This is a genomic window from Bradyrhizobium sp. F1.4.3, from assembly GCF_040548375.1.
Classification (GTDB): Bacteria; Pseudomonadota; Alphaproteobacteria; order Rhizobiales; family Xanthobacteraceae; genus Bradyrhizobium.
Genome location: NZ_JBEPRN010000018.1, coordinates 21,603 through 40,555, shown reverse-complemented (window position 1 = coordinate 40,555; position 18,953 = coordinate 21,603). Strand labels below are relative to the sequence as shown.

At 62.6% G+C, this 18,953-nt stretch carries 17 protein-coding genes; 9 read left to right on the top strand and 8 right to left on the bottom strand.

Annotation, left to right across the window (positions count from 1 at the left end; translation table 11 throughout):
- Window positions 1-142 precede the first annotated feature (142 nt).
- The gene (locus ABIB73_RS31230) at window positions 143-1,087 is read right to left on the bottom strand and encodes a DMT family transporter (protein ID WP_354230386.1); all 945 of its coding nucleotides are present in this window, start codon (window positions 1,085-1,087) and stop codon (window positions 143-145) included.
- Window positions 1,088-1,302: 215 nt separating this feature from the next.
- Between ABIB73_RS31230 and ABIB73_RS31225 the strand changes: the two genes are divergently transcribed.
- Window positions 1,303-3,321 (top strand): YgiQ family radical SAM protein, encoded by a 2,019-nt coding sequence (locus tag ABIB73_RS31225; RefSeq protein ID WP_354230384.1) that lies wholly within the window; start codon window positions 1,303-1,305, stop codon window positions 3,319-3,321.
- Between the two features lie 253 nt (window positions 3,322-3,574).
- Here ABIB73_RS31225 and ABIB73_RS31220 read toward each other — a convergent pair whose 3' ends face one another.
- Window positions 3,575-4,699, bottom strand: coding sequence for an alpha/beta hydrolase (locus tag ABIB73_RS31220; RefSeq protein ID WP_354230382.1), 1,125 nt, complete (start codon window positions 4,697-4,699; stop codon window positions 3,575-3,577).
- A 338-nt stretch (window positions 4,700-5,037) separates the two neighbouring features.
- Between ABIB73_RS31220 and ABIB73_RS31215 the strand changes: the two genes are divergently transcribed.
- Window positions 5,038-5,397: a hypothetical protein gene (locus ABIB73_RS31215; RefSeq protein ID WP_354230380.1), complete on the top strand. Its 360-nt coding sequence runs from the start codon at window positions 5,038-5,040 to the stop codon at window positions 5,395-5,397.
- A gap of 74 nt (window positions 5,398-5,471) precedes the next feature.
- On the opposite strand, the gene ABIB73_RS31210 is transcribed toward ABIB73_RS31215, so the two are convergent.
- The 3 genes from ABIB73_RS31210 to ABIB73_RS31200 all read right to left on the bottom strand — a co-directional run bounded on the left by ABIB73_RS31210 (window position 5,472) and on the right by ABIB73_RS31200 (window position 7,056).
- Window positions 5,472-6,248, bottom strand: a complete 777-nt coding sequence (locus tag ABIB73_RS31210; protein ID WP_354230378.1) for a bestrophin-like domain — start codon at window positions 6,246-6,248, stop codon at window positions 5,472-5,474.
- Window positions 6,249-6,399: 151 nt separating this feature from the next.
- Window positions 6,400-6,669, bottom strand: coding sequence for a DUF1488 family protein (locus tag ABIB73_RS31205; protein ID WP_354230549.1), 270 nt, complete (start codon window positions 6,667-6,669; stop codon window positions 6,400-6,402).
- Between the two features lie 51 nt (window positions 6,670-6,720).
- Window positions 6,721-7,056, bottom strand: a complete 336-nt coding sequence (locus ABIB73_RS31200) for a hypothetical protein (RefSeq protein WP_354230376.1) — start codon at window positions 7,054-7,056, stop codon at window positions 6,721-6,723.
- Window positions 7,057-7,089: 33 nt separating this feature from the next.
- Here ABIB73_RS31200 and ABIB73_RS31195 point away from each other — a divergent pair, with 33 nt between their 5' ends.
- Both ABIB73_RS31195 and ABIB73_RS31190 read left to right on the top strand, forming a co-directional pair.
- Window positions 7,090-8,334 carry an AraC family transcriptional regulator gene (locus tag ABIB73_RS31195; protein ID WP_354230374.1) on the top strand — a complete coding sequence of 415 codons (1,245 nt, stop codon included), beginning with the start codon at window positions 7,090-7,092 and terminating at the stop codon, window positions 8,332-8,334.
- Window positions 8,335-8,415: 81 nt separating this feature from the next.
- The gene (locus tag ABIB73_RS31190) at window positions 8,416-9,438 is read left to right on the top strand and encodes an LLM class flavin-dependent oxidoreductase (protein ID WP_354230372.1); all 1,023 of its coding nucleotides are present in this window, start codon (window positions 8,416-8,418) and stop codon (window positions 9,436-9,438) included.
- Between the two features lie 37 nt (window positions 9,439-9,475).
- Here the strand turns inward: ABIB73_RS31190 and ABIB73_RS31185 are convergent, their stop codons facing one another.
- On the bottom strand, window positions 9,476-10,132 hold the full coding sequence (locus tag ABIB73_RS31185) for a glutathione S-transferase (protein WP_354230547.1): 657 nt from the start codon (window positions 10,130-10,132) through the stop codon (window positions 9,476-9,478).
- 111 nt (window positions 10,133-10,243) lie between these two features.
- Here ABIB73_RS31185 and ABIB73_RS31180 point away from each other — a divergent pair, with 111 nt between their 5' ends.
- The 3 genes from ABIB73_RS31180 (at window position 10,244) to ABIB73_RS31170 (ending at window position 15,243) form a co-directional block, all read left to right on the top strand.
- Window positions 10,244-10,807: a TetR/AcrR family transcriptional regulator gene (locus ABIB73_RS31180; protein WP_354230370.1), complete on the top strand. Its 564-nt coding sequence runs from the start codon at window positions 10,244-10,246 to the stop codon at window positions 10,805-10,807.
- Window positions 10,808-11,050: 243 nt separating this feature from the next.
- The gene (locus tag ABIB73_RS31175) at window positions 11,051-13,342 is read left to right on the top strand and encodes an MHYT domain-containing protein (protein WP_354230368.1); all 2,292 of its coding nucleotides are present in this window, start codon (window positions 11,051-11,053) and stop codon (window positions 13,340-13,342) included.
- A gap of 293 nt (window positions 13,343-13,635) precedes the next feature.
- Window positions 13,636-15,243 (top strand): ankyrin repeat domain-containing protein, encoded by a 1,608-nt coding sequence (locus tag ABIB73_RS31170; RefSeq protein WP_354230366.1) that lies wholly within the window; start codon window positions 13,636-13,638, stop codon window positions 15,241-15,243.
- 58 nt (window positions 15,244-15,301) lie between these two features.
- Here the strand turns inward: ABIB73_RS31170 and ABIB73_RS31165 are convergent, their stop codons facing one another.
- Entirely contained in the window at window positions 15,302-15,781 is a 480-nt protein-coding gene (locus tag ABIB73_RS31165) for an Lrp/AsnC family transcriptional regulator (RefSeq protein ID WP_354230364.1), read from the bottom strand.
- A 100-nt stretch (window positions 15,782-15,881) separates the two neighbouring features.
- Between ABIB73_RS31165 and ABIB73_RS31160 the strand changes: the two genes are divergently transcribed.
- Both ABIB73_RS31160 and ABIB73_RS31155 read left to right on the top strand, forming a co-directional pair.
- Window positions 15,882-16,790: an EamA family transporter gene (locus tag ABIB73_RS31160; protein WP_354230362.1), complete on the top strand. Its 909-nt coding sequence runs from the start codon at window positions 15,882-15,884 to the stop codon at window positions 16,788-16,790.
- A gap of 310 nt (window positions 16,791-17,100) precedes the next feature.
- Entirely contained in the window at window positions 17,101-17,622 is a 522-nt protein-coding gene (locus tag ABIB73_RS31155) for a methyltransferase family protein (protein ID WP_354230360.1), read from the top strand.
- A gap of 350 nt (window positions 17,623-17,972) precedes the next feature.
- On the opposite strand, the gene ABIB73_RS31150 is transcribed toward ABIB73_RS31155, so the two are convergent.
- Window positions 17,973-18,476: a hypothetical protein gene (locus tag ABIB73_RS31150; RefSeq protein WP_354230358.1), complete on the bottom strand. Its 504-nt coding sequence runs from the start codon at window positions 18,474-18,476 to the stop codon at window positions 17,973-17,975.
- Window positions 18,477-18,953 lie beyond the last annotated feature (477 nt).

Sequence of the window (18,953 nt, the reverse complement as noted above, 5' to 3'; positions counted from 1 at the left end):
GCATCTAGGCAGAAATCCGGTTGTGGGTAACGAGCATCGAGATTGTGAAGGCGCATGCGAGCCGAGTTCGCGTCGATCCCATTGGTCAGAATGTTCGCGGAGGCAATTGGTTCCTGCGGCTGAACCACGGCGCATGCCGAAACTATTTGCGCAGGCTGGCCCAGACCCCGCCAAGGATCAGCAGGCCGCCGAAAAAGTGGATCAGCTTCGGCGGCTCGCCGAGGATGGCGAACGACAGCAGGGCACTGGCGACCGGTCCGATGTAGAGCACGAGCGACGTCCGCACCGAGCCGAACTTGCCGCCAAGCCAGGCAAAGCCGGCATAGGCGAGCAGGCCTGGAACGATCCCGGCGAAAAGATAGGCGGCGAGCGCTTTCGTGCTGAAAACCTGGGCCGGCATGGTCCACATCTCCAGAAGCGCCTGCGGCAGCGAGAACACGGCGCCTGCTCCCGCGAACAGGCTCATGCGCGCAAGCAGGGACGCGCGCGGCGCGGCGCGCGATTGCAGCAGGGTGTAGCCGGACCAGCCGAGCATCGCGATCACGACCAAGCCGTCGCCCGCTGCCGTCTCCAGCTGTATCAGCGTCTCCGGATGGCCGCCGGAGATGATGAGCAGCGCGCCGGCAAGGGCAAGCGCCGTGCCGAGCCATTGCAGCGGACCGACGTGCTCCATGCCGAGCGCCGCGGAGATCAAGAGCACGGTGATCGGCGACAGCGCCATGATCAGCGCGATGTGGATCGCCGTCGTCGACACGCCCGCGATATAGACCGGGCCGCCGCAGAGAAACATCCCCATGAAGCCAGCGGCGAGGATCGGCCAGATGTTTCTCCCGAGCGGCACGCGGCCGGCCCGGATCTCTGCAAGCGCGATCGGCGCAAGCCCGATGGCAACGATGCTCCAGCGGAAGAAGGCGAGCGCAAAGGGCGGCACTGAGCCGGCAAGCCCGCGCGCCAGAATCTGATTGGAGGCCTGCGCGGTCGCCACCAGGATGAAGCCGATCAGCGCAATCGCGCCGAGCCAGGCGTCAGTGGACGGCGCTGCGCCGACGGCCGCGCCATCGCCGCCCTCTGTTGTTCCCTTGCCCATGAAGCAACCGAATACCCCATGCGCACTGCGGCGAGAACCCAAAAGACGAGGTGGCTATGGGCATATGCGACGATTGCAAGACTCAATGCGTCGAGACGACGCCAGCAAGCGACGCTGCCCGCACGGCCGGCTAGCCTGTCAGGGGAACCGCAATCGGCGAAAGCGGCACAGCGATCGGTTGTATTCGCCGCCCCGGAGTCCTATGCCTGTGCGCCATGGACACCCAAATCACCGCCGAAAAGCCCCTGATGGCCCAGGCCCGGCCGCGCAAGCCGGCGCCGTTCCTGCCGATGAGCCGCGCCGAAATGAATGCGCTCGGTTGGGACGCCTGCGACGTCGTGCTGGTGACCGGCGATGCCTATGTCGACCATCCAAGTTTCGGCATGGCCATCATCGGCCGGCTGCTCGAGGCGCAAGGATTCCGGGTCGGCATCATCTCCCAGCCGGACTGGCATTCGGCCGAGCCGTTCAAAGCGCTCGGTAAGCCAAAAGTGTTCTTCGGCGTCACCGGCGGCAACATGGACTCGATGGTGAACCGCTACACCGCGGACCGCCGCCTGCGCCATGACGACGCCTACACGGCGGGCGGCGAAGGCGGCAAGCGGCCGGACCGCTGCACCGTCGTCTACGCGCAGCGCTGCCGCGAGGCGTTCAAGGACGTGCCGATCGTGCTCGGCGGCATCGAGGCCTCGCTGCGCCGGATCGCCCATTACGACTACTGGTCCGACAAGGTGCGCCGCTCGGTGCTGGCCGACGCCAAGGCCGACCTGCTGCTCTACGGCAATGCCGAGCGCGCCGTCGTCGAAGTCGCCAACCGCCTTGCTGCGGGCGAGGCACCGCGCGAGCTCAATGACATCAGGGGCGTCGCGCTGTTCCGCCGCGTCCCCGAGAACTATGCAGAGCTGCACGCCGACGATCTCGATTCCGCCGACGAGGGCGCAACGCGACAAAAGGGCGCGACCGTGATCCGGCTGCCGGCGCTGGAGCAGGTCGAGCAGGACCGCGAGGCCTATGCGCGCGCCTCACGTGTGCTGCATCGGGAGAGCAATCCCGGCAATGCGCGGCCGCTGGTGCAGCGTCACGGCGACCGCGACCTCTGGCTCAACCCGCCGCCGATCCCGCTGACCAGCGACGAGATGGACGCGGTCTACGACCTGCCCTATGCGCGCGCCCCGCATCCGTCCTACGGCGAAGCCAAGATTCCCGCCTGGGACATGATCAAGTTTTCGGTGACGATCATGCGCGGCTGCTTTGGCGGCTGCACCTTCTGCTCGATCACCGAGCACGAAGGCCGCATCATCCAGAACCGCTCGGAAGGCTCGATCCTGCGCGAGATCGAGAAGATCCGCGACAAGACGCCGGGCTTCACCGGCGTGATCTCCGACATCGGCGGCCCCACCGCCAACATGTACCGGATGGCGTGCAAGGATCCCAAGGTCGAGGCGGCGTGCCGGCGGCCGTCCTGCGTCTTCCCCGAGATCTGCCCGAACCTCAACACCTCGCATGACGATTTGATCCGGCTCTATCGCAAGGTGCGCGAGACCAAGGGCATCAAGAAGGTGATGGTCGCCTCCGGCGTACGCTACGACCTCGCGGTCGAGAGCCCCGAATACATCAAGGAGCTCGTCACCCATCATGTCGGCGGCTATTTGAAGATCGCGCCCGAACATACCGAGCGCGGCCCGCTCGACAAGATGATGAAGCCGGGCATCGGCGCCTACAACCAGTTCAAGCGGATGTTCGATGCCGCAGCCGAACAGGCCGGCAAGAAATACTATCTGATCCCCTATTTCATCGCGGCGCATCCGGGCACGACCGATGAGGACATGATGAACCTCGCGCTCTGGCTCAAGAAGAACCGCTATCGCGCCGATCAAGTGCAGACCTTCCTGCCCTCGCCGATGGCGACCGCAACCGCGATGTACCACACCGGCGTCAATCCGCTGCGCGGCGTGCGGCGCGGCGGCAGCGACAAGGTCGAGGCGATCAAGGGGCTTCGTCAACGAAGGCTGCACAAGGCCTTCCTGCGCTATCACGACCCCGACAATTGGCCGGTGCTGCGCGAGGCGCTGAAGGAGATGGGCCGCGCCGATCTGATCGGCTCCCGCCCCGACCAGCTCGTGCCCGCCCACCAGCCCCCCGGCACCGGCAAGGCCGCCGGCACGCGGCGACCGGTGCGTCCCGGCGACAAGACGCAGCGCTTTACGACCAAGGGCTTGCGGGTGATGAAGTAGCGGGCGAGAGCTGGATGAGGTCCGGTTCGGCCTGATGCTTTCGTACCCCCAAAACAAAAATGTCGAAAACAACCCCATGCACAGTAGCCGGCGGTAGCGGGATCAATGGCTTAGGCGCTTTGCGAAGACGTTGACCCGTCGGGCAAAACAGGCGCAGGATGGCATCATCGGGCGTATGGGATTTTTCTGGCCAGACTTTCCGTTTTGCCTAAACCGGCCACACCACCCGTCGCGCGACTCCTTCCAGATCCAGCTAGTCGGCAAGCCGGGCGAGCGGGCTAGCGTCTGCCTTCTGTTCACCCAGCACCTGGCCCTGCGCCATGCGCTGGCGGATCATTGCGACAACCGGGCCCACCTGTTCGAAAGCCCGATCATGCGCGTCATCGCCGGCGACGGCCAGCTTCGTCAGGTCGTAGACGTTGATCCGGTCGCGATCGAGCTCGCTCCGATACGGCTCCTGGGTCGGATCGATATCGCCCAGGCGAGCGACGTCTCCCCATATCGTCTTCGACAGCGACAGCGCTCCGTCGTCGCGCGAGACGAACAGGGAGATTGGGGGTCGTGCGCTTCCCATCCTGTTCAATTGCGATCGGAAGACATCGACGTCGACGTCGGGAGCCACCAGCATCACATTCATCAGCTTGCTGCGTCTCGACGCGACAAGCGGGCCGCGGATCGCACGCGTGCGTAGCGCTTCCAGCGCGATCCAATTGCCCATCGAGTGAGCCAGAAGATAGACTTCGCTGACGGCGGGGGAGCTATCAAGCGAACTCAGCAGGCTGTCGAGCGCGTCCCGCGAAAAGTTGGCGCTTTCGCGATCATACGTATAGGCGCGCAGCCGGAGCTCGCCCCGTGAAGGCCAGGTGAAAAGCACAGGAACGACCGGCACCTTCGAATCGTGAACGATCTGCGCGAAGCGATAGACCGCATCGTCGAAGCGATTGTTGAAGCCATGGACGAACACGAGCACCTTGTTGCGACCGGACTGCTTCACGGCCGATGCGACCGACGCAGCGAAGCGCGTTCTGTCGAGATAATCCGCCGAGACGGTCGTGAAATCGCGCTGGGGATCACCAGGCAGGCTTGCAGGCCATTGCACTTCACCGATCTTCCGCGAAGCATCGGGCGGTATCGATACGGTCACTTCGGCAAACGACAGCTCGTCGGAACGCTCGCCGCTGAACATCTCGCCCGGATCGACGTCGGATCGCTTGCGATTGGTGACGACATAGATCGGGACATTTGTGTTTCCCGGAGCGACCTGCGCCGTTGGAACGAGAACGCCCTGCGACGGACGCCCGGCGCAACCGCCAAGGACTGCGGCGATCGACAAGGCGAACCAGACCGACGGGGCAATGATGCGACTTGTCCAAGTCACCGGCAAACACTCACAACTCGACGCACGCGCGTGAACATCCCATCATACAAGGTCGCTCAGGCGCCCCGGGTATCGATCAGCCTACACTGGCCAGGCGGCCCTGAATGTCGCGCTTTGGCAACACCCAAGGCCGATAATTGCCGGACCTTACAGGCTAAGGTTGAGAGAAATGGTTAAGGACCATCGCGGCACACACTGATGCGAGAATGCGAGACGAAGCGCACGCCGAATCCATGCGTCGTGATGGTCGCGCGACCTCGGCTCTCAGTGGCAGAATTTTACGGAACCAAAGAACGGCGCAACGCATTCCCCGGTGGGGCGTGCAAAGGAGAGTACAAATGCGGCCGACCAAAGCTCTGTTAGCCCTCGGCTTCGCTGCTGCAGCAGCAACCGCCCTTCCCGACGCGGCGGACGCACGCCGCATGGGCGGCGGCGCTCATTTCCACGGTGGTGGAGCGCAATTCCACGGAGGTGGTGTCAGGCATGGCTGGCACGGCGGGGGCACACGATGGGCGGGCGGAGGGCGCTACTATCGTGGCGGGTACTACCGCGGGGGCTATGGATGGGGAGCCGCAGCGGCCGGCGTTGCAACCGGCGCAGCGCTCGGCGCCGCCGCAGCCTATGGTTCATCGTGCTATCAGACCCAGAACGTGTGGAACGGCTCCACCTACGTTCGGCAGACCGTCAACGTGTGCTAATCGGCAAATAAGCGGCGCCCCGGTTGGGCCGGGGCGTTCCGCGTCACGATGCAAGCCGGCGGCCCTTGCTTTCACTAATCAAGCGATTTCGGATCAAGCGATTTCGCCAGACTTTCAAGGTTCTGCGGCCGGACGTGGATCAAGCCATGTCGGGGATCATCGATATCGGCGATCAATAGAAATGCGATCGAAACGACAAATGGTAGAACCACAGCTACCGCACTCAAGACGTTGCGGCTTCGCAATTGATAACCGAATAGAACATTGGAACACAGCGCAATGGTCGCGAGGAGGTACCACGCCGCGGCCGGAATTCGATTCCAGTATGCCGCCTGGCTATAACCCTGAGAATTGAGTACGTCGTTCATGCCCGAGATCGTCAACGCTGTGACTGGATTCGGTTGCATAAGCGCTGGCCCGCGGACCGCCTTCCAAAGCTCGGCTTGCAGTTGGCTCGTTCGCACGCCTAGCTCTGCTCGTCTAGCTGCGTCGCTCTCATCATAGAACTGTATCCGTTTGTCCAGATATTCCCTCAGGAGCTTGCGGACAATGTCGGCATCCGTCACCGGTAGAAGATCGGCGCGCACCAATTCGGTCCCGATCGCGTTGGCTTCGGCTTCCTCGAGGTTCTTGCGCTGATCGTAGCGACTGGTGGCCATCGAAAAGCTGAAGCCGATGATCAGCCCGAGGAGAGTTAGCGTGGCCGCAAGGACCACGCCGAGATCTTCGTACCGCTGCTCGCCGGCCCCCGCGCTGCGCCCACGCAGCCATGACCCCACCCCGACAGCGAGCCACAATGCCGCGAAAATTGTCGCGAACAACAGCAGAGGATAGTGCGACAGAGATTCCATGGCCCCACCAGCTCAATCCGGAACCGGATGCTATCCCATTTTTTTCGGCAGAGAGAAAGGGTTTGATGAGCGCGATGGACCCGTCCGACAATGCGCTGCGCCGAGCGCGTTTCTCCTCCGGCTCCCCTGTGTTGCAGCGGCGTCGATCACGTCACAGGCTTTTGACGTGTTTGGAGAAGATGCGGACCCGCTGGCCGTTCGGTTTGCCCTGCTGCTCGAAAGCGTTTGACGCAACGCGCTCGACCGCTTCGCGCAGGCGCCCGAACTGAGCCTCCCTCTCGCCGGGCCGCGTGCTCTTCGTCCCGTCGAGGTCGTCCAGCGCGGTACTGCTGATCTCGAAGTCAACAATTCGCGCGCCGTACGTCATCGTGAATACGAATGCCATCCGCTCTGCGTCATACCCCAGAGCCCGGCCGCGCATCAGCAGCACCGTGCCTCCTTCGGGAGGCATCGCAGGTGGACGCGGCAATTGTCAGCCTACCGCTTCGCCGAGTTCGCACAGCGACACCTCCGCCAAGCGGCTCGCCTGCAAAGCAAAATCTTCGAATGCCGCTACTGCGTCGGTCATGTTGTGACAGCCGTGGCTATCTCGCGACGAATGAAAGCGAAGGTCAAACAGCTCCATCCAAAACAAGGGAGCCTCGGGTGAACCGGCTCCCAACGTTTCGAACATGCTGATCTCGCAGTCCCCAACCCGTTCGAGTGCAACGGTCCGCGTGCCATGGGCGACATGGGGAATTCCGAGCAATTTTCCGTAACCTCGCAATATCTTCAAGGTTACAGGCGCGTCGCCGTCACAGCTGGACATCAAGGCCTTCGGACTTTGGGGAGGGGGCCGCCCTTGAGGGCGCAAGTCCGATCTAAGTCACGCGACACCCGGTTTCTTGTTATCGTAAGCCAATCATTTGATTTTTCATGCCATGATCGCGATCTGCGAGCCCAAGGACTCAAGGCCGCAGCGGCAATGACGAAAGGGTTGGGTGTGCCTTCTGCCCGTTCGCCGCGTCTGCAAGCAATGCCCAGTGCGACCGGCGGAATCGCCCGCTTGGTATGGGCGCGCCTGCGGGAAGCCGGCATTCAGGCCGACAATTTGCTGTCCAAGGTCGGATTGACCCTCGCGCAGATCAAGGACCGCAAGGCGCGTCTCAACGTTGAAAGCCAGATCAAATTTCTGGAGCTTGGTGCCGAGGCCCTGCAAGACGACGCCCTTGGGTTCCACCTGGCATTGGACTTCGACCTCCGGGAAATTGGCCTGCTCTACTACGTCGCGGCGTCCTCCGGGACAATCGCCGAAGCCTTGTCAAAGGCCGAGCGCTATTGCCGGCTCGTCAATGAGGGGATTTCGCTGCGCTTTTCCGCGAAGGAAATGGCGATCATGCTGCGATATGTCGGTGTGGAGCGCCGATCAGATCGACACCAGATCGAATTCTGGCTGACCGCGATCATTCGAATCAACCGCGTCCTGACAAATCGCCGCCTGGTGCCGAGCCGGGTCAAAGTAGCCCATCACCGTCGAACGACGCCCGCGGAGGTCAGGTCGTTCCTGGGTTGCGAAGTCGAGTTCGGGTCCGATGTCGACGAGATCGTTCTCGCTCGATCCGTCGGGCCGATGCCGGTCGAGAGCGCCGACCACCATTTGAACGATCTGTTGGTGACATTCTGCGAGGAGGCGCTCGCACACCGGAAGCCTGGCGGAGTGCCGCTCAGATCGAGCATCGAGAACGCGATCGCGCCACTGCTTCCCCACCGCGAGGCACGGGCCGAGGAGATTGCTCGCCGGCTGGGCATGAGCCACCGCACGTTGGCGCGACGCCTCGCATCGGAGGGACTGACCTTCACGGGCATTCTCGATGAGTTGAAGATCGATCTCGCCAAGAGCTATCTGAAGAAGGCCGAATTGCCGATTTCGCAAACCGCCTGGCTGCTCGGCTACGGCGAAGTCAGCGCATTCACCCACGCCTTCAAGCGCTGGACCGGAATGACGCCAAGACAATGGCGTGCCGAAGGCAATCCCGAACGCGCCAACGACGTCAACGATAGGCCCCATCGCGCAAAGGGCGCACAGGCCAGGTCGTCCCGGCGGTAACACCGGAGTGTCCCGCTGGTGACCAAATTTGCTTCAGAGCAGCCCATCGCAAACCGGCCCGATCGTCCCTAGATTGCCCTCATGAAAAAGATCGGATTCCTCTCCTTCGGGCATTGGACGCCCTCGCCGCAGTCGCAGACCCGCTCGGCCGGTGACACGCTGCTGCAATCCATCGAGCTTGCCGTCGCGGCGGAAGAGCTCGGCGCGGACGGCGCCTATTTCCGCGTCCATCACTTCGCGCGCCAGCTCGCCTCGCCCTTTCCGCTGCTCGCGGCCGTCGGCGCCAGAACCAGCAAGATCGAGATCGGCACGGCCGTCATCGACATGCGTTACGAAAACCCGCTCTACATGGCGGAGGACGCGAGTGCCGCCGATCTCATCGCCGGCGGGCGGCTGCAGCTCGGCATCAGCCGCGGCTCGCCCGAGCAGGTGATCGACGGCTGGCGCTATTTTGGCTACCAGCCGGCCGAGGGCGAGAGCGACGCCGACATGGGCCGGCGTCACGCAGAGGTCTTGCTCGATATCCTTCGCGGCGAGGGTTTTGCAAAACCCAATCCGCAGCCGATGTTTCCAAATCCCCCGGGGCTGCTGCGCCTCGAGCCCCATTCTGAGGGCCTGCGTGGACGGATCTGGTGGGGTGCCGGCTCGAACGCGACTGCCGTGTGGGCCGCAAAGCACGGCATGAACCTGCAAAGCTCGACGCTCAAGAACGACGAGACCGGCGAGGCCTTCCATGTGCAGCAGGCCGCGCAAATCCGAGCCTATCGCGCCGCGTGGAAGGAAGCCGGCCACACCCGTCAGCCGCGCGTGTCCGTCAGCCGCAGCATCTTCGCGCTGATCGACGATCGCGATCGCGCCTATTTCGGCGGAGAGCGCGGAGGCGAAGACCAGATCGGCTTCATCGACCCGCGAACGCGGGCGATCTTCGGCCGCTCCTATGCCGCCGAGCCGGATGTGCTGATCGAGCAGCTCCGGCAGGACGAGGCGATCGCGGAGGCGGATACACTTCTGCTCACCGTGCCCAACCAGTTGGGCGTGGCTTATTGCGCACATTCGATCGAGGCGATTTTGACCCACGTGGCGCCGGCGCTTGGGTGGCGATGACGACGGACGGCGGGCGCGATCTTGCGCAGCTCTGACCTCACCCCGACGCCTCGGCCGGCCCTGACATCGTCACACGGTTCTTGACGCTGGGACGCTGCTGCATCCGGGCGTACCAGGCTTTGAGAGCTTCGCACTGCGCCGGGAGCGGCAGCTTCAAAAGATCCGCAAAGATCAGGCCGCCGATCACGGTGATGTCGGCCATCGAGAAGGCCTCGCCGGCGACGAATGGCTGCTTCTTCAGAATGCCGTTGAAGTAGTGCATCCCCCTCAAGGCCTTGTCGCGCTGGCGCAAGCCCCACTCGGCGTTCTGATAGATCTCGACCTCGGGCCCGAGGCCCGGCGTCGCGTGGTGGAAGTAGACACTGATTGGATCGAGCAGCTCCAGCTCGGCGCGTTTGCTCATCATGTGAATGACGCCCTTGTCGCGCGGCGTGCGGCCGGTGAGCGTGGGAGCGCCGTCGAGCGCGTCGAGATATTCGGTGATCGCGGTGCATTCGCCGACGAAGGTGACGTCCTCGAGCTCAAGCACCGGCAGCGTGCCGGAGTAGTTCTTGGCGAGGAATTCGGGTTTTTTGTGCTCGCCTTTCCAAAGGTTGACCGAGACGAATTCGACGCGCGGCCGCAGATTCTTCTCGGCCAGCGCAATGCGGACGCGCGCAGGGTAAGGGCCGGTGGGCCAGTCATAGATCTTCATCATCGGCATTTTCCTTCTCTACCTGCCACTTGGTAGATAGGATAGCCTTTGAATTCCGGAGGTCAAAGCCTATCTGTCACTTGGTAGATAACAAAGCGGTGAGGCGGCGACATGAGTTCCAGCGCGCGGGAAGCCATCCTGGCAGCCGCCAGACGAACCGCACAGGCGCATGGCTATGGCGGGCTGAACTTCCGCGATCTCGCCGCTGAAGTCGGCATCAAGGCGGCCAGCATCCACTATCATTTCCCGAGCAAGGCCGATCTCGGCGCCGCGGTCGCAAGGCGCTATTGGGAAGACACGGCGGCGGCTCTCGACGCCATGTTGGCCGAAACGCCCGATCCCATCCGCTGCCTGCATCGCTACCCCGACATTTTCCGCAAGGCGCTCGCGAACGATAATCGCATCTGCCTGTGCAGCTTCATGGCGGCCGAGCATGACGACCTGCCGGACGCGGTGGAAAAGGAAGTGCAGGCCTTTGCCGACGTGAATGTCGCCTGGCTGAGCAAAGTTTTGTCTGCAGCGGCGCTGGCCGGTCCCGAGGAGAGCGAACCGCGGGCGCGCGCGATCTTCGCCGCCATCGCCGGCGCCCAGCTGATGGCGCGGAGCCGCTCGGATATCTCGCTGTATGATGCCTTAATCGACAGCTACCGCACGGCCGGTCTGCTGCCGGCATGATGGATGACGTGCATCTCGTGCGGGAACCGGCCCGCTTGTTGCAATCTTTGCGATGCAGGCTGCCGGCGGGTAATCTTCTCAAATGATTCTCGACTGACAAAGGGTGCGGATGCCGCAGCCGTCATCGGCGCGGTCATGTCTGGCGGGAACAATTTTGGTGCCGACGATGATTTCGGCGTCGTCTGGGGAGGACAATTTGCGGGAACGCGAATGCGAATGTAAGTTCGGCTAGCGTCAGCCGAAATGCATCACCATACGACTTTTCACGATCCCGTTCTGGTCGCGCTATCGATTTTGATCGCGGCACTCGCTTCCTATACTGCGTTGGACTTGGCGACCCGGATGCGAGCTGCTTCGGGGAGGACTCGCCGATCCTGGCTCGTAGCCGCTGCGATTGCCATGGGCGGTGGCATCTGGTCCATGCATTTTGTCGGCATGCTGGCCTTCAACCTGCCCGGAATCGAGATCTCATACGATCCATTCCTGACCCTCCTTTCGCTTGTCATTCCTATTGTCGTCGCCGCTGCCGCCTTCGCCGTTGTCGGACGACGCCCGCAGGCGCTCCTTGCATCGGGCTTCGCGATGGGACTTGGTATCGCCGGCATGCACTATACCGGCATGGCCGCAATGCGAATGGCGGCCTTCATGGAGTACGATCCCCGGTGGGTCGTGCTCTCGATCGCGATCGCGATCAGCGCCTCGGTCGTGGCGCTCTGGCTCGCTTTTCGCAACACCAGCGCGGTCCAGCGGCTGTTCGCGGGATTGGTGATGGGCCTTGCGATCTCCGGCATGCACTACGCCGCGATGGAAGGCGCCATGTTCCTGCCGACGAGCCCCATGGCAGGGCAGGCGGGACATCTCGGCGTCGGTCAGGCGCCGCTCGCCTTCCTTCTCGCCGGCATCACCATTGGGATCCTGAGCATCGGGATCGCCGCTGCCGTCTATGACAGGGCATCCGCGGAGCGCGCCCAACGCGAGGCCAACGCACTGAGGCGCAGCGAAGAACGCTTTCGGCTGCTTGTGGAGGGGATCGTCGACCACGCGATCTTCATGCTCGATCCGGATGGGCGCGTGGGTAACTGGAATCTCGGCGCGCGCCGGCTGATGGGTTACCGCGATGACATCGTAGGAACGAGCTACACGATCTTTCATACCGAGGAAGATTGTGCGGCCGGGGCGCCCGCGCGCGCGCTCGTTGAAGCTGAGCGGGAAGGAAAGTCCGCAATCGAAGGCTGGCGTGTGCGCAAGGACGGCAGCCGCTTCTGGGCGGAGGCAACGATCGTCGCGGTACGGAACGAAAGCGGCGCAATCGCCGGCTTTGCCAATATCGTGCGCGACGTCAGCGAAAGGAGACGGGCGCAGGAAGCACTGGATCGGGCGCGCGAAGCACTGATGATGTCGCAGAAGATGGAGACCATCGGCCAGCTTACCGGCGGCGTGGCCCACGATTTCAACAACCTGCTCGCGGCCGTTCTCGGCAGCCTTGAGCTTTTGAAGAAGCGCCTGCCGTCGGGCGATCCGAGGATCCAGCGCCTGGTGGACAACGCGATGCAAGGCGCGCAGCGGGGCGCTTCCCTGACCCAGCGTATGCTTGCTTTCGCGCGCAAACAGGACCTCAGGCCGGCTGTCGTCGATGTCCGCGAGTTGGTGCATGGCATGGCGTCACTGTTGAAATTCGAGGCCGGAATTCGTGTCGAGACGTTGTTTCCGATGGACCTGCCGAAGGTCAAGGTCGACGCGAACCAGCTCGAACTGGCTGTCCTCAACCTGGCGGTCAACGCGCGTGATGCGATGCCGGACGGTGGCCTGATCACCATCGCCGCTCGCGAAGAGCGGGATGGCGGCCTTCCGACGAGCGGCTATGTTGCGCTCTCGGTGAGCGACACGGGCTGCGGCATGGACAATGAGACCCTCAAGCACGCTCAGGAGCCGTTCTTTACGACCAAGGGCGTCGGCAAAGGCACCGGGCTCGGTCTGTCAATGGTCCACGGACTTGCCGAGCAGTCTGGCGGCAGGCTCGTATTGAAGAGCCGTCCTGGAGAGGGCACGACAGCCGACATCTGGCTGCCGATAGCCGAAGAGACCGCGGTGCCAGACCTGCGCGCGGAGGCTCCGGCACCCGTACCTCGGGCCAGCCGGCAGCTTGCCGTGCTTGTCGTCGACGACGATCTCCTGGTGCTTGAGAACACGGCCGTGATGCTGGAGGATCTCGGGCATACGGTGATCGAGGCGCGCTCGGGCGAGGAGGCGCTGGATTTGCTCCGCCGCACTGGTACCGTCGACCTGGTTGTTACCGACTATGCCATGCCCGGCATGACTGGACTGCAGCTTGCGAGCGCTGTCGCTGCGGAGCGCCCCGGGACGGTGATCCTCCTGAGCTCGGGATACGCGGACCTTCCCAGCGACGCGCGATCCAGCCTGCCGCGTTTATCAAAGCCTTTCGACCAGGCTGCGCTTGCGAAGGCCGTCGAGGCGGCGATGCACGAAGAAGAGCCAACCGGATCTATCGTCGCGTTTCGGCCGAAGAGCGCGTGAATGCCGAATGATGAATGGCGCGCCACGGTCGACGAAGATGGGCACTATTGTATCGCTGTAGCGCTATGATGCCGCATCCGGCCACGCGCCACAACCGTGCACTGGCCGATGCTCACGCCGCGCTGAATTGACAGCCTTGCGACGCTCGACGACACTACGAGGAGCGCGCCAGACAGGGCGCCTCCCGCCCGCGGCAAGGGAAAATTCCCACCTGTTCTATCTCGAAGAGCGTGCCCAGCACCTTCTTTCAGCCTGATATCAGCGGGTCACAGGCGCTACGAAAGGAGGTCGCCATGACCACGCCGAAGGTTTTGCCCGCTCGTCCATCTTTGGGATCCCTGCGCAAGCAAGCAAAGAAGCTCGCGCGCGACGTCGCCGCCGGTGACGTTGGCGCCGTCGCGCGTGCACTCGCGCAGTTATCCAGTGTCGATGCGGTGCTGACGCAGCGTAACGCACAACTCGTGATCGCGCGGGAATACGGCTATGCCGGCTGGCAAGACCTGACCGCAGAGGTGAGCAAACGGCTCGGCCAGGGATTGGATTGGGCGGTGACGCAGGCTCGAGGCGTCATCCACGACAACGACGTCGAGCATTTGAGACAGCTGTTGGCTGAATACCCTGCGCTGCTTTCCCGGCAGGACGACGGCGGCCTGCTCGCCATGGCCACGTTCGCCTACGGGGACGCAGGCGACGCGGAAAGAGAACAATGGTTCACCCGCGGGGCATGCGCCGAGCTTTTGATCGATGCCGGCGCAGTTGTCACGAGCGACGTACTTGAGGGTCTCCTCCTGTCCCGCGCCTGGGGGCTGCTGCAGCTGTTTCAGCGACACGGCCTGCTGCCGCGCGCGCTCAGGTTTCTTGCCGCGCTCGGTGATATCGACGCGGTTCGCGGCGAACTTGCCGAGAGCCCGCACGATCTCGCAACCGTCAACGAAGCCTTCGTGCGCGCCTGCAGCTTCAAGCATGAGGACGTCGCATCCGTCCTGCTGGAGCGATCGATCGCGCTCGATCCCGAACTCGGCAAACAGGTGGACGAAAGCCCCGGCCGTCGCGCGTTCATCGCCTATTTCATCGAGCACAGGCCTTCCCACGCGATCAACGCGGGACCGTGGAAGGCGTTCGTCATCGAACGGATCACCCGCACGATCCACAATGACGATCCGGCGGCGTTCGTAGACCAGCTGCAGCGTGCGCCGTGGCTGCTAGGCGCCGACTGGGTGGACTTTCAGTCCCGCCTCATCGAGATCGCAACGCTGAACGATCGCGGTAAATTCATCGCCGCCTTTCTCGACCTTGATGCCGCCATCCTGCGGCACCGGCCGCCGCCGCCATCACAAGCCATCGAGTTCGCGTTCGTTTACAAGCATACTCACCTCGTGCCATTGCTCACGCGCATCTGGCCGATTCCGGACGATCTGCCGCATGCGGCAGGCATGGGCAATCTCGCGCGGGTCAGGCAATGGTTCGACGAATCCGGCGCGCCCGTGGACGATCTTCACAGCCATTATCCAGCCAACGACCCGCGCGCACGCAGGCATCTCGACTGGAATTCGCCCACGACGCAGCAGGTGCTCGACGTCGCGCTTGCTTTCGCAGTAACCAACGATCACTTCGACGTAGCGGACTTCCTGCTCGCGCGCGGCGCCGACATCAACACCAGCTGGGGCTCCCACGAGCCGGCGAGCCTGCTGCACCACTTGATCTCCAACGGGACTTACGAATCGATGCAATTCGTCATCGACCGCGGCATCGACATGACCATCAAGGACTATCGGTGGGACGCCACGGCCGAAGGTTGGGCATACAATGCCAACAAAGATCTGAAGATGGCCCAGTGGCTCGCGGATGCGGAGCGAGAGCGTGGAAATAACAAGCGGGTGGGCGAACCGCCTCCGCCGTGAAGCTCGAGTGCGTGCCACGGCGTCCGGGTCGTTTGCAAGGACTGTCAGCAGCACGGCATCACAACCCGTCGCCGCGGACGATCGACGGCAAACGCCTCTTGACCGGTGAAGATTGGATGATCGACGTGTTGGTCATCGCATAGGAGATCACGTGGTCGATCAGCTTCTCCAGAGCCTCGACAGATGGGACATGGGCTCGTGCGATGAAGCAGTCTTCGCCGGTAATTCGATCGCACTCCACGATCTCAGGCAGTCCTCGCAAGATGTCCGCGACTTTCTGCAGTTGGCCAGGAATAGGCCTTATGCGCAACCAAGCCGCGATTGGCAGGCCCAAGGCCTTCGGATTGATCGTGAGAGTGTAGCCCTCGATCACGCCGACTTCCTCCAGGCGCTTGATCCTCTCGGACACGCTCGGCGGCGATAGGCCCACTGAACGCGCCAGGTCGGCGATGCTGATCCGCGCGTCGTCGACTAGGGCACCCAGGATCTCGGCATCGGTTGCGTCGAGATCACCATTTTTATATCGAAGCCGTTTCACGTTATTTGCCTCCGATAAATCGACAAACGACCCTGTATAGCATTTCAAATGCTGTACAGAAAGGCTTCTGCTCCTCTCATACTTGGATGAGAGGAGCCGCATGCCGCGCCCCAGCCTGACGTTCACCAAGATCGCTCATTCCGCTCCACCGCACGTCTGGTTCGGCGTGAGCGCAATATTCCACTATCTAGGTCCATCCTTCGCCGTCCTGCTTTTCCCGGCGGTCGGCGTCCTTGGCGTCGCGTGGATGCGGGTTGCATCCGCCGCGGCGATCTTTGCGCCGTGGACCAGGCCGTGGAGGACCATCAAGGAGGCCGACCCGCGAACGCGATTTTTGCTCATCGGCCTCGGCGCCTGTCTTGCGATAATGAACACGTCGTTCTATCTGGCGCTCGATCGGCTGCCCATGAGCCTTGTTGCGGCAATGGAGTTCGTTGGGACGATAGGCGTTGCGTTGTACGGACTCCGAACGGCTCGCAATTTTACAGCGCTCGCGCTCGCCGTGCTCGGCGTGTTTCTCCTGATCGGCGTGAAATGGTCAACCGACCCGCTTGGGCTATTCTGGGCGTCTCTGAATGGCGCACTGTTCGTCGGCTATATCGTGCTGGGACACAAGATATCCGAAGGCGGCGCGAGCGGCGGCGTCGAGCGGCTTGGAGCGGCGATGGCAATGGCGTTCTTCGTCATCATGCCGATTGGGTTCGTCCAAGCAGCACAGGCCTTCACGATTCCTGTGCTGGTCCTCGCGGGTGTCGCCGTCGGTGCCTGCTCATCCGTCATACCTTATGTGTGCGATCAATTGGCGATGTCCCGCCTGCCGCGAGCGAGTTTCGCCCTGATGCTCGCGCTGCTGCCGGCGATGGCCACCCTGATCGGCGTCATGGTTCTGGCACAAATCCCCAGCGGGCAAGACATGATCGGTGTGCTGCTCGTTATGTCCGGGATCGCAATCCACAAGCCCACCGTGCCGGAAGCCCCAATTCAGAAGGCGGAATCCACGGCGCCGTGAGATGTGTGTTGCCGATCGGCCTGCACGGAAGAGTAGCAAATGATGGCGCGGGATCGGGAGCCAAAGGTCGCTACTGCGCACTTTGATTTACACTGGCGCACCACGGCCGATGAAGATGGGCACTATTGCTTCGCCGTGGCGCTATGATGCAACGTTCAATTTTGCTCGACTGCTGCCCAGGGCGTACGTGAGCCGCCGATGCTGCTATGATGATCACCCGGATTTTGGATGGGGCCAGCGCCTACTTCCGTTGAACGCGCTGACCGGACATGGCTGCATTAACCTTGCGACAGGACGGGAAGGAGGCGCCGTGCCGAAGACGATCGCGGTATTGGGCTCTGCCCTCTTCTTTGCGGTTGCGCCCAGCTCGGTGGCGGGGCTCGTTCCCTGGTGGATTACGCGTTGGGAGTTTCGGCCGCCCTTCTTCGATCTCGACGCGACGCGCGCCGTCGGGATCCTGTTGATCGTCGCCGGTCTACCCGGGCTTGTCGACTCGTTTGCACGCTTTGCGCTGCAAGGATTGGGCACGCCGGCGCCGATCGCACCGACGCAGAACCTCGTGGTGACGGGTCTCTATCGCTACGTGCGCAATCCTATTTACGTTGCCCTTGTCGCCGTCATTCTAGGCCAAGCGGCCTTGTTCGGCGACCAGCGCCTTCTTGCGTACGGTGTGTTGGTGTGGATCGCCTTCCACGCGTTTGTCGTGGGGTACGAGGAGCCGGCGCTCGTTCGTAGGTTCGGAACGGAGTACGAGGATTTCCGGGCCAACGTCCCGCGCTGGATTCCGCGGATCACGCCCTGGCGAGCCGCACGACGCCGGAATCATTCGTGACTCGGGCGCCGCCGCGGGAAGGGCGTGGTGGCGTGCCCTGTCGTGAAATGGCGCGCCACGGCCGATGAAGATGGGCACTACTGCTTCGCCGTGGCGCTATGATGCCCCACCCCACCGCGCGTTCAAATTGGTAAATCCACGACGGCACGCGATCTTGCGCTACCCCACATAGGCGGCTGTCTTCCGGATCTCGCGGGGTGGTCCGGTCACCCTTCGGTAGCGGCCTTTCGATCAATCTCGGAATCGACGTGATGAGCTAAATCCGGAGGGCCGCAGTTCCTTGTGAGACAGTCTTTACGGCACCAATTCAGGCTCACGCGGCGAGAGTACTTATTGGCGATATCTGGTCGCTAGAGGAATATGTTCCAGATCGCGACGCCTGCATCGCTCAGATGCCCGTCGGCATCGAATTCCAAGTCTACGATCCAGTGTTTGTACCCGAGGACGTTGGGGGTCATCGCTTGACAATCGACGAAGTCTTTTCTCGTCCGACCGTTGTTCGGGATGTTCGTTAAGCCGCGAGCCTCTATGAAGCGTTGGCGCAGCCGCGTGTCTGTGATTGGCTCGGCGATAGTCTGACAGCCAAGTCCTTCCCGGCGGAGCACTGCGACAGCCGCTTCCCTATCCGTTCCCAGCGGTACTATCTCCAATAACACTCGGCGTGCAGGTGCGGAATTATTCGTACTGTCCTTTTGTCCGGCGCGCATTTCGCCAAGCAGGCGATTTTCTCGATAGAAACTCTCAACTTGAGCGGTCTTGTACCAAGACCAGAGCCACAGCGATGCGAACAGTACGACCGGAACAGCCGTTACCGCCAGGCAGACAATAAGCGCGATTTTGCCGAATTTCCGCACGAGGCCCCAGTTACAGCCAGCTGGTTAGATCTGGCAGCGCCACTTCAATGCGCGGCGCACGAGCAACAGCGCCGCGATAACGGTTGCCAAGGTGATAAGGTAGGCACCTTAGCATATGAGTTCTTAAGGGGGCTAATCAGTTGTCTAAAAGGCAATGCATCAGTGCTCCAAAGTCGCTCAGATCGCGTCTGTTGTTGGAACGGTGAAGGAGACCGCCGGCCCGCCGGCCGATAAGGACGGCAAGATAAAGGCGACGGTGTCGCTCGGGGCCGTCGGGTGTCGTAAGTGTCTGTTTGCACATTGTTTTGAATGGCACTGTAACGGCACCGTGCAAGAGGCCTCGGTGCCGCTTCAACGAAAAAGACGTTTGGAATCAATATCCCGACCGCCACCCATTCGCAGCGTAGCGTTTTGCCGCGCGTGTTCGGCATGACGTCCGGCCATGATCGCATGGGAGGCCGCTGCCGGACCAACGGT